This is a genomic window from Nocardia sp. NPDC057663 (assembly GCF_042799895.1).
Lineage (GTDB): Bacteria > Actinomycetota > Actinomycetes > Mycobacteriales > Mycobacteriaceae > Nocardia.
Window position 1 is genome coordinate 290,330 of the sequence record NZ_JBHVHX010000002.1, and the last position, 11,066, is coordinate 301,395.

Sequence of the window (11,066 nt, forward strand, 5' to 3'; positions counted from 1 at the left end):
GTCACAGGCGGACTCCGAACCCGTGGAGCCGAGATCGACAGCACGTCGGTGGCGCGATTGCGTCCCGGTCACACGACGTTATGGCTAGGCGCCAGGTTTCCTCGAGAGAGACGCCATCGACACGATGGTGTCGACATCGATCTGGCGATGGGCACCCACGCCTATGCAGGCGATTGGCGGCCGCCGCCGATTTCCTGTGGCTGCTAGGGATGCTCGTTCTCGGGCTGCCGGCACTGGTATTCGGCCGAGGACGTCCCCCGGGTCGCATGAACCCATTCGTTCAGCGCCCCGTCGCGGTATCGGTCGGGATGGTCAGTCGGGTCGTAGCCGGAAATGGGGACACATAATCCGCGTCCACAGAACGGCACATCGGTTGCCTCCGGGTCGAAGACCATCCCTGGTGGGCACTGCTCGGCCCGCAGTGACCAGCCACCGTCCCACGCGATGTACCCAGCCGGATTGTCTGGATTGATGCGCTGAAATTCTACCCCGTTCGGGTCTTCTCCTGATTCCTCGTACAGTTGGTCGATGACCTCCGGATACTCGCTGATGATCTGGCGCATCACGTCGATGTCTGTCACCTGATCCGAATACAGCAGCAGGTTGACTCGGTCCCGCAGCGCCTCGAATCGTTTTCGCTCGTGCGGATCTGCTGCGTTCCGGGCAAGTCCTCCGGCCAACCACCGTGTCGTCTTCAGGTACAACGCGGCGCGGGACTGCAGGTGTTCCAATTCCTCGGGGCTCACCTCAGTTCCGGGCCGCATGATCCGTTGCAGGTGGGCACCATGGCGCTCAGGCATATGTCATTGTCGCACTGCGTGATTTCGATGTCACAGCAGGCGAAACAGTCAGCGCCCGAAAGGTTCTCATCGATATCGGCACTGATCAGGCCGCCATATCAACCTGTGCCCATCGACTCGGTATTCCTGCGGATGAGATCGCGGCTCCGGACACTGTCGCCGAAAGACGAGTCCACCCCGGCGGTGTCGACGGCTTCCCGAAGGGAACGAGCCAGCGTTGTGACCGACTCTGCGACACGGTCTTCCGACAGGCCCGACGTCCGGGCGAGCTTGCGCCAGTGTGCCGGTGTCACCTCCGCGGCTCGACGCGCACCGCCAATCCGCATCGCCAATTTCTGATCGAACTCCGGGTACAGCCCAACCGGCACGACGTCGTACATCGGCGCGAGGGCAACCTCGTCGGGGCGCAGCAGCAGCGAGTAGTTCTTGGCATGTGCGTCGGCATTGCCGAGGAAAGTGTTGACCGCGAGTTGGCGCACGAAGGCGTACGCGACCTCGTCACTCACCTGTTCGCGGAGCAGCCGGATGACCTGCTGTGCAGTGACGTCATACTTCTCGTCAGGTCCCTTTCCCATGGCCTGCGCGATGTCCTCGGCGTGCAGCCGAACCGCGATCTGCCCGGAACGCACTCGATCGAATCGCTCGACGAGGTAGGCAGTCTGGTCCAGCATCTGAAGTACCCGAGCACTCGGGGCCCCGACACCGATCTTCGATGCCAAACCAAGCGCCATGACTTCCACTTCTTCGAGCCCCGGCACGTCAGGCCGCGCTGGTTTGACGATGTGGGTCGACGGCACCGTCGCGTTCGACCAATACCACTCACCGCCGATGTCAGCCAGCGCGAACTTTCCCTGGGTCCCGGCCAACGAGAACCGCGCGGGGGTTGCCGCACCCACCCAGTGGTCGGGCGTGCGCTTAACTGCGGCGATGCGAGCTGCCACATCCTCGTCGCCGGCCGGATCGAGCAGCAGCGGTCCGCCGGTCGGCGGTTCCTCCCGCGCAGTCAGCACCAACCCGCCTGCGACATCCCCACCTGCCTGCGCCAGCAAGTCGAACGTATCGATCGACCCGGCTCTGTACACCGAGGCCATGTGCTGCCGAGCCGAGGCGTGGTCGGGCAACAGGTTGTCGAGGAAATTCGCCGCAGCGCGACGGGTCGCGCCACCGTCTCGCGGCAGAGACAGCGAGATCGGCGTGGATGGGGCCTGGTCGTTGTAATCGAAACGGATCAGACCGGATGAACCACGACTGAAGGCCCCTGCGTACTGTCCCTCCAACCAGGCATGGAGGATCTGGGTCATCGCAGGTCCATGGCAGGTAGGGCCGTGGGCTCTACACCCAATGCCCGCAACACCTTTCGAAGACCTGCGAGGTCTCGCACCGGCATCGCTCGCTCGATGGTCACCACCAAGTTGCGGTCGACTCCAGCGCGCTCCGCCAGGTCACTGCGCGTCAGACCCTGGATGGCCCGTTCGTCTCGGACAACCCGCGCCAGTGTCGACGGATAGCGCAGATACCTTTGTCTAGGGCGGTGCAGAACCTCCCGCACTCGCTCTTTGTTCCCGGCGATAGCGTGCACGACCAGGTTGGACCCGCCGTCCAGGTGCGTCGGTGGTCGACCCGCCCACCAGTCGACCAGCAGTTCGGCCGGGTCCTCCACCGTTCGCAGCGACCTCAGCCGCTCGGCGGTGCGCGCACGCAGCTGCCCTGACAACCCCTCCAGCGACGTGGTGTGCAGCGCACGGACGAGGGCGTGCTGCGATGCTTCCGACAACGGCCGCCGAACCGCCCGCCGGCCCGGTGGCGCAGCAACCACCCACCGACGCCCGACCTTGTAGGCGGGCACCGCACCTGCCCGGGCAAGGGCGCGAACACGCCGAGGCGACACCCCAGCGAGTTCGGCATACTCGGCGACGTTCATGACACAACCGTACCGTTTGAACCCGGAGGCTGCCGCAATGTAGTAATTCCCGAACGCTCGGCTCGTCTCGCGCCGCTATCGGCCGGTGCGCTCGCGGTGTGTGCATCCTGGCCAGCAGCACGGCCTGCGCTGTCCTTCCGCCAGTTCTTCCTGGGTTCGCAGGATTCGGCGTTCCCGGGTCGCGGGCTGCTTGGCGTCCTCGACCCAGCAGATGAACTCGTTGCGGGCCAGGGGTGTGATGTCGCGCCAGGCCTCGAGCACCACCGGGTCGGCGATCAACGCTGACCGCAGGTCTGCGGGTAGCGCGTGCACCACGCCGCCGGGTACGGGCTGACTGCTCATGCGGTCACGCTATCAACTGAGCTCAGGGTGCCCGAGTGCCGTCTGGACTGTTCCGGTTCGGATGACCGGCAGGTCGACGGGGGCGCCGTCGCGGATCAGGCGGTCCAGCGCCGCGCGGTCGACGTGCTGTTCGACGAGATCGGCGAGCAGGTCCAGTTGGGCGGATCGGACGGCCGAGACCGAGGTGGCGGGTGCGACGGCGAAACCGGTGCGGCCGGCGTGGGCCGCGACGTCGGTGAGCCAGGTGCGGCGGAACTCGTCGGATTCGAGGAGCCCGTGGACGTGGGTGCCCCAGATCGCTTCGCGCGCACTGCCTTCGGAGGTGCCGTCGATGGTCAACCAGGCCGGGTCGGCGTTCCGGGTGACGCGGCCGTGGTGGATCTCGTAGCCGTGCAGCGGGAGAGGACCCGCCACACCTGTCACTTGACGGGCGATTTTGGGGTTCGCGAATTCGATGTCGAGATCGAGCAGGCCGAGTCCGTCGGCCACGTACGGCGGCACCGGGCCGGGCTCGGTCTCGGTGGACGGCAGGGCGGTGTGTTCGACGCCGTCGACGATGCGGCGGCCGAGCATCTGGTAGCCGCCACAGATTCCGAGGATCGGGCGGCCCGCCGCGGCACGGGCGCGTAGTGCTGTGTCGATTCCCTTGGTGCGCAACCATTCCAGATCGGAGATGGTGGATTTGGAGCCGGGGAGGACGACGAGGTCGGCGGTGGTCAGCTGATGGGGACTGTCGGCCCAGCGGACCGCGACGCCGGGTTCGCAGGCGAGGGCCTCGATGTCGGTGGAGTTGGAGATGCGGGGCAGGCGGATGGCGGCGACGGTGAGCCAGTCGGTGCCGTGGGGTGGGGCCGGCCGGCCGACGGGGGTGCCCGCGATGGTGCCGAGGGAGTCCTCGGCGTCGAGCCACAGCTCTTCGGCGAAGGGCAGCACTCCCAGGGTGGGGCGGCCGGTCAGGGCGGTCAGCTGGTCGAGGCCCGGCTGCAGCAGCGAGACGTCGCCGCGGAACTTGTTGACGAGGAAGCCCGAGATGAGTTGCTGGTCTTCGGGTTCCAGCACGGCGACGGTGCCGAACAGGTGGGCGAGCACTCCCCCGCGGTCGATATCGCCGACCACCAGAACCGGAAGATTCGCCGCCCGTGCCAGCCCCATGTTCGCCAGATCCGTGGCACGCAAGTTGATCTCGGCGGGCGATCCCGCGCCCTCACAGATCACCACATCGAATTCTGCCCGCAGTGAGGCGAGTTCGGCCGCGACCACCTCGCGCAGCTGCTGTCGACGAGTGAAATAGTCACGGGCCCCGACGGTTCCGACCGCTTGACCACGCACCACCAGTTGCGAGCGCCGATCGCTGCCGGGCTTGAGCAAGACCGGGTTGAACCGCACGCTCGGTTCCAGTCCGCACGCCCGTGCCTGCAACGCCTGCGCGCGCCCGATCTCCCCGCCGTCCAACGTGACGACGGAGTTGTTGGACATGTTCTGCGCCTTGAACGGCGCCACCCGCACTCCACGCCGGGCCAGCATCCGACAGATACCCGCCACGACAACGCTTTTCCCGGCGTCGGAGGTGGTGCCCGCGATCAGCAGCGCCCCGCGCAACGGCCCATCGCTCACGACGCGCACCGCCTACGTCCAGCCCAGCGCAGGGGCATCGAACCGGCGGACAGCCGGACGCCAGGGTCAGAATTTCCGCGCCTGTCCCGGTGACGGCCCGACGACGTGAGCCTCGACCCGGCCGGACTCACGGCAGCGTGAGAATTTCCGCGCCCGTTTCGGTGACGACCAGGGTGTGCTCGAACTGGGCGGTCCACTTGCGGTCCTGGGTGACCACGGTCCAGCCGTCGTCCCAGATGTCGTAGTCGATGCCGCCGAGGTTGATCATCGGCTCGATGGTGAAGGTCATGCCGGGCTCGATGACCGACTCGATGTTGGGCTGGTCGTAGTGCAGGATCACCAGGCCGCTGTGGAAGGTGGGGCCGACGCCGTGGCCGGTGAAGTCGCGGACGACGCCGTAGCCGAAGCGGTTGGCGTAGGCCTCGATGACCCGGCCGATCACATTGAGCGCGCGACCCGGCTTGACCGCCTTGATCGCCCGGTTGGTGGCCTCTTCGGTGCGCTCGACCAGCAGCCGCACCTCCTCGTCGACATTGCCGGCGAGGAAGGTCTTGTTGGTGTCGCCGTGCACGCCGTGGATAAAGGCGGTGACGTCGATATTGACGATGTCACCGTCCTCGATCACGGTCGAGTCGGGGATGCCGTGGCAGATGACCTCGTTGAGCGAGGTGCAGCAGGACTTCGGGAAGCCCTTGTAGCCGAGCGTCGACGGGTAGGCCCCGTGGTCACACATGTACTCGTGGGCGATGCGGTCCAGCTCGTCGGTGGTGACGCCGGGCGCGACCGCCTTGCCCGCCTCTTCGAGTGCCTGGGCGGCGATCTTGCCCGCGATCCGCATCTTCTCGATGGTCTCGGTCGTCTGCACCCAGGGCTCGTGCCCCTCGTTCGCGGTCTTCTTCCACACGTACTCGGGACGTTCGATGGAACGCGGGACGTCCCGGATCGGCGACTGGGTGCCGGGAACGAGTGGCTGACGGGTGCGCACGGACATAGAAGGGAGTGTAGCTAGGACCCCTGGTCGGTGCTGGGACGCGGTTCGAGGCGGACCACGATGCCCTTGGAGGTCGGGGTGTTGCTGATGTCGGCGACGCTGTCGAGCGGAACGAGCACATTGGTCTCCGGGTAGTACGCCGCCGCCGAGCCACGGCTGGCCGGGTAGGCCACCGCGACGAAGCTCTCTGCGCGCCGCTCGGTGCCGTCGTGCCAGACGCTGACGAGGTCGACCACGTCGCGATCGGCCAGCCCGAGCTCGGCCAGATCGTCCGGGTTGACCATCACCACCCGGCGCGCGTTGTGGATGCCGCGGTAGCGGTCGTTGTTGGCGTACGGGATGGTGTTCCACTGGTCGTGGGAGCGCAGCGACTGCAGCAGCAGATGTCCCGGCGGCACCGCGAGCAGGGTGAAGTCGTTGCAGGTGAACTCCGCTTTGCCGCTGGCGGTGCGGTAGATCCCCTGGTTGACCGGGTTGATCAGCCGCAGTCCGCCCGGGCGGTCGACGCGCTCGGTGAAGTTCTCGAAGCCGGGCACGACCCGGGAGATGCGGTCGCGCACGGTGTTGTAGTCAGCTTCGAATTCCGCCCACAGGATCGCCGGGGTCGCGCCGAGCGTGCGCTGCGCGAGCCGGGAGATGATGGCGACTTCGCTGAGCAGGTGGGGCGAGGCGGGGTCGAGCCTGCCCCGGGAGGTGTGCACCTCGCTCATCGAGTCCTCGACGGTGACGAACTGCTCACCGCCGGCCTGGATATCGCGATCGCTGCGGCCGAGGGTGGGCAGGATCAGCGCTGTCTCGCCGCAGACCGTGTGTGAGCGGTTGAGTTTGGTGGAGATCTGCACGGTGAGCGCGCACTGCCGCAGGGCGGCCTCGGTCACCGCACTGTCCGGTGTCGCGCGCGCGAAATTGCCTGCGACACCGACGAATACCTTCGCCTGGCCATCGCGCATGGCGCGGATCGCGGCCACCGAGTCCAGGCCGTGCGCGGTGGGTGCGGTGAAGCCGAACTCCGTGCCGAGTGCGTCGAGGAAGGTCTGCGGCATCCGTTCCCAGATGCCCATCGTGCGGTCACCCTGGACATTGCTGTGCCCGCGGACCGGGCACACCCCGGCACCGGGGCGGCCGAGATTGCCACGCAGCAGCAGGAAGTCGACGATCTCCCTGATCGTCGGCACGCCGTGCTTGTGCTGGGTGAGTCCCATCGCCCAGCACACGATGATCTTCTTCGAGGCGAGCACCTGCTCGTGCACCTGCTCGATCGCCGCCCTGGTCAGCCCGGTGGCCTCGAGCGCGGCGTCCCAGCCGAGCTGCTTGGTGTGCGCGGCGAAGGCGTCGAAGCCGGAGGTCTGGGTGCGGATGAAATCGTGGTCGAGGACGGTGCCCGGCGCGGCGTCCTCGGCTTCGAGCAGCAGCCGGTTCAGGGTCTGGAACAGGGCGAGGTCGCCGCCGGGGCGGATCTGCAGGAAGTGGTCGGCGATCGCGGTGCCGCGCCCGATCACCCCGCGCGGGACCTGGGGGTTCTTGAACCGGATCAGCCCGGCCTCGGGCAGCGGGTTGACCGCGACGACCTTGGCGCCGTTGCGCTTGGCCTCCTCCAGCGCCGAGAGCATCCGCGGATGGTTGGTGCCGGGGTTCTGGCCGACGACGAAGATCAGGTCGGCGGCGTAGATGTCCTCCAGCGACACGCTTCCCTTGCCGACACCCAGCGTCTGATTCAGCGCCGAACCGCTCGACTCGTGGCACATGTTCGAGCAGTCGGGCAGATTGTTCGTGCCGTAGGCCCGCGCGAAGAGTTGCAGCAGGAACGCGGCCTCGTTGTTGAGCCTGCCCGAGGTGTAGAACAGAGCCTCGTTCGGGGAGTCGAGCCCGCGCAGCGTGTCGGCGATCAGGTCGAGGGCGTCGTCCCAGCCGATCGGCTCGTAGTGGGTGGCGCCTGGCCGCTTCACCATCGGCTCGGTCAGCCTGCCCTGCTGATTGAGCCAGTAGTCGGAGGTGCCGTCGAGTTCGTCGACGGTGTGGGTGCGGAAGAACTCCGCGGTGACCCGACGGGTGGTCGCCTCGTCGCTGACGTGCTTGGCGCCGTTCTCGCAGTACTCGTTGCGGTGCCGGTGCTTCGGCTCCGGCCAGGCACAGCCCGGGCAGTCGAAGCCCTCGGTCTGGTTGACGTTCAGCAGCGTCAGCGCGGTGCGCGCGGCGGAGGTCTGCGACAGCGAGTACTCGAGTGCGTGGACCACCCCGGGAACACCCGCCGCCCAGGTCTTCGGCGGCGTGACCGACAGGTCGTCGGCGGGGTCATCGATCGAGGTCATCACCGGCTTCTTTCCGTGCCGCGGCACCGCGGTCAGACAGGATGACCCACAGGCTTCCCAGTTTCGTGCCGGTTGTCAACGCGGCAGTTCACACCCGGCATCGCCCGCAGGGGTGAGGACGCGGCCCGGGACCGCTCGCATGCTGGGCCCATGACGACACTTCCCGCCACGACCCTCGCCGCCGTCGCCCAGCAGCTGACCGGCGGCGGCCGCGGCATCCTCGCCGCCGACGAGTCGATCAAGACCATGTCCGCCCGCCTCGAACAGGAAGGGATTCCCGCGAGCGCGGCCGCCCGGCGTGACTACCGCGCGCTGCTGCTGACCACCGACGGCCTGGCGGAGTGGATCAGCGGAATCATCCTGTGCGACGAGACCTTCGGCCAGGAACTCGCCGACGGCCGCGCCTTCCCGGTCGCGGCCCGCGAGCTGGGCATCCTGCCCGGCATCAAGGTCGACACCGGCACCACCGGTCTTCCCGGCCAGGGCGGCGCGCTCGTCACCGAGGGGCTCGACGGGCTCGGCGCCCGGCTGGCGTCCTACGCCGAGCGGGGCGCCGCGTTCGCCAAGTGGCGGGCGGTCTTCGACGTGCGGTCGATCACGCCCTACGCCGCGCATGCCAACGGGCACGCGCTGGCGCGCTACGCCGCGCTGTGTCAGCAGCACGGCATCGTCCCGATCGTCGAGCCGGAGGTGCTGTGCACCGGCGACCACGACCTCGACGCCTCGGCCCAGGCGACCCGGCTGGCCCTGCGATCGGTGTTCGCCGCACTCGATGCCGCCGGTGTCGACCTGTCCGGCATCGTGCTCAAGCCGAACTTCGTGACGCCGGGTCTCGACGCCGCGCCCGCGTCGGTGGACGACGTGATCGGGGCGACCTTCGCGGTGCTGCGTGAGACCGTGCCCGCCGAGGTGCCCGGCATCGCATTCCTGTCGGGTGGGCAACCCACCGAGCAGGTCTGCGACTACCTGGGCAACCTCAACATCCTCGCAGGCCGGCCATGGGCGGTGACCTTCTCGTTCGGCCGGGCGCTCGTCAGCGCGGCCCTGCGTGCCTGGGCGGAATCCAAAGAAGTGACTGCGGCGCAAAAGATTCTGCTCGCCAATTGCCGAAGCGCGGCCGACGCGACCCGCTGACGATTCGGCCGTCCGGACCCGCAGCCTGGCATCAAGGCGCTCCGCTGACTACCGATCAGCAGCTCGGCCGGCCGCGCGCCGACATCAATGCGCCCGCTGACTACCGGATCGGCAGCTCTACCAGCAGGATCGTCCCGCGCCCCCGCATCGACTCGACCCGCAGCGAGGCCTCGATGACGGCGCAGCGCTCGGCGATCGAACTCAGACCGAAATGCTGCTCACCGTCGACGGCTCGCGCTTCCCGACGGGCGATCGGGTCGAAGCCGGCGCCGTCGTCGGAGCAGCCGAGGACAACCGAGTCGCCGACCCGGCGCAGCGACAGCACTATCCGGTTCGCGCCCGCGTGTTTGACGGCGTTGGCCAGCGCCTCCTGCGCGATCCGGTACAGGGCTGCCGCCGCGTGGTCGGGGATGTCGCCGACGGCGGCCGCCGGGTCGACGAGTAATTCGATCGACGGTCCGTCGCCGGTGCTCGCCGTGTGCACCAGCGATTCGATGGCGGCGACCAGGCCGAGGTCGTCGAGAACGAGGCTGTGCAGACCCGAGATCGCCGCCCTGGTCTCGTTGTAGGCGAAGTCTGCCAGCGCGCGGGCGCTGATCAGCTCTTCGCGTGCCCGCGCCAAGGCACGCGCACCGGTTTCGTCGCCGGTGGCAACGTGGGCGGCGAGTTCGGAGACGGTGAGGTCAGCCGCGGACAGGTGGAACGACATGGACGCGAGCGCGGTGGTCACCCCGTCGTGCAGGTCGAAAGCGATCCGGCGGCGCTCGGCTTCCTGTGCCGAGATCGCCTGCTCGACAAGGCGATCCCGCTCGCCGCGGTGCTGGTTGACCGCGCGCCACAGCCGGTGCGCGTGCAACGACAGGCCGAGGACCGCCGCGTAGGATTCGGCGCGCACGAGATCATCGGGCCCGAACGGTTCGGCCGGGTTGCGGTGAGCCGCCAGCACACCGACCACCGCGCCGTCGATTCCCGGCAGCGGCAGGCACATCCGGGCGACGGCCTGGTCGGTTTCCAGCTGTAATACCTTGCGGTGCAGTGCATTACGTGGCGAGTCGACCTCGAGCAGCACCGGCTTGCCGGTCCGGGCGACCAACCCGGTCACCCCGAACCCCACCTGCAAGGTGAGTGAACCCGCCGATGGATGCGCGGGCCACAGATCGACGATGCCGAGGTCCTGCCCGTCGACGGCGTAGACCAACACACCGTCGGCTCCGAGAAGCGGTGCGAGCTCGGCCGCCGTCGGCGCCACCGCGGTCAACGGAACAGCCCCTCGCGCAACGCGACCGCGATCGCCCCACTGCGATCGGACACCCCGAGTTTGCGATACAGCCCGCGGATGTGGGTCTTCACCGTGTCCTCGCTGACCACGAGCTTGCCCGCCACCGCCCGGTTCGAATACCCGGACACCAACAGCCCCAGCACTTCCGACTCCCGCTGGGTCAGCCCCAGGTGCGCGCCGGACCAGAACTGTCCCGCATCGAGCCGCGCCGCGGCCAGGGCCACCCGACCGGCCAGTGCCGGGTCGACGACGGTCTCCCCCTCCCCCGCCCGCAGCAGCTGGGCGACGAGTTCGCGCCCGTCGACACGTTTGAGGATGTAGCCCGCGGCGCCGGCGCGCAGGGCCTGGTAGAGGTAGTGCTCGTCGTCGTACACGGTGAGCAGCACGACCTTCGTCGCCGGGTACTGCACGGTGATCTGCCTGCACAGATCGAGTCCGCTGGCCTTGCCGATGCGGACATCGCACAGCACGATGTCGGGCCGATGCTCGGCGACCATGCGCAGCGCGGCCACGTCGGTGGTGGACTGTCCGACGATGACGACCTCGTCGGGAAAATGGCCGAGCATCGCGTCGAGCCCGTGCAGGACCATCTCGTGATCGTCGACGAGCACAAGCCGTAACGGGGTCGGCATACCGCCAGCCTACGGCCGAAAACACCGGTGGTTCCCGGCATTTC

The 11,066-nt window shown here is 68.1% G+C and carries 10 protein-coding genes; 1 reads left to right on the plus strand and 9 read right to left on the minus strand.

The features are described from left to right. Positions 1-203: 203 nt before the first annotated feature. From ACFVAV_RS05985 to ACFVAV_RS06015, 7 genes are all read right to left on the minus strand, one after another. A complete protein-coding gene (locus tag ACFVAV_RS05985) occupies positions 204-746 on the minus strand; it encodes a hypothetical protein (RefSeq protein WP_379030693.1) in 543 nt (180 codons plus the stop codon). Positions 747-898: 152 nt separating this feature from the next. Continuing rightward, positions 899-2,101, minus strand: coding sequence for a HipA domain-containing protein (locus ACFVAV_RS05990; RefSeq protein WP_379030696.1), 1,203 nt, complete (start codon positions 2,099-2,101; stop codon positions 899-901). Beyond that, positions 2,098-2,721 (minus strand): helix-turn-helix domain-containing protein, encoded by a 624-nt coding sequence (locus tag ACFVAV_RS05995; RefSeq protein WP_379030698.1) that lies wholly within the window; start codon positions 2,719-2,721, stop codon positions 2,098-2,100. Before ACFVAV_RS05995 ends, ACFVAV_RS05990 begins: the two co-directional genes overlap by 4 nt. 75 nt (positions 2,722-2,796) lie before the next feature. After that, the gene (locus ACFVAV_RS06000) at positions 2,797-3,063 is read right to left on the minus strand and encodes a YdeI/OmpD-associated family protein (RefSeq protein WP_379030701.1); all 267 of its coding nucleotides are present in this window, start codon (positions 3,061-3,063) and stop codon (positions 2,797-2,799) included. Between the two features lie 12 nt (positions 3,064-3,075). Then, a complete protein-coding gene (locus ACFVAV_RS06005; protein WP_379030704.1) occupies positions 3,076-4,677 on the minus strand; it encodes a cobyric acid synthase in 1,602 nt (533 codons plus the stop codon). Positions 4,678-4,804: 127 nt separating this feature from the next. Beyond that, positions 4,805-5,668, minus strand: coding sequence for a type I methionyl aminopeptidase (gene map, locus ACFVAV_RS06010; protein ID WP_379030707.1), 864 nt, complete (start codon positions 5,666-5,668; stop codon positions 4,805-4,807). A gap of 14 nt (positions 5,669-5,682) precedes the next feature. Beyond that, a complete protein-coding gene (locus ACFVAV_RS06015) occupies positions 5,683-7,977 on the minus strand; it encodes an FdhF/YdeP family oxidoreductase (RefSeq protein ID WP_379030710.1) in 2,295 nt (764 codons plus the stop codon). Positions 7,978-8,127: 150 nt separating this feature from the next. On the opposite strand from ACFVAV_RS06015, the gene ACFVAV_RS06020 reads away from it, so the two are divergent. Next, a complete protein-coding gene (locus tag ACFVAV_RS06020) occupies positions 8,128-9,111 on the plus strand; it encodes a class I fructose-bisphosphate aldolase (RefSeq protein ID WP_379030713.1) in 984 nt (327 codons plus the stop codon). Positions 9,112-9,211: 100 nt separating this feature from the next. Here the strand turns inward: ACFVAV_RS06020 and ACFVAV_RS06025 are convergent, their stop codons facing one another. Further along, positions 9,212-10,360 carry a GAF domain-containing sensor histidine kinase gene (locus tag ACFVAV_RS06025; protein WP_379031807.1) on the minus strand — a complete coding sequence of 383 codons (1,149 nt, stop codon included), beginning with the start codon at positions 10,358-10,360 and terminating at the stop codon, positions 9,212-9,214. Between the two features lie 5 nt (positions 10,361-10,365). Beyond that, the gene (locus ACFVAV_RS06030) at positions 10,366-11,022 is read right to left on the minus strand and encodes a response regulator (protein ID WP_379030716.1); all 657 of its coding nucleotides are present in this window, start codon (positions 11,020-11,022) and stop codon (positions 10,366-10,368) included. Between the last annotated feature and the right edge of the window lie 44 nt (positions 11,023-11,066).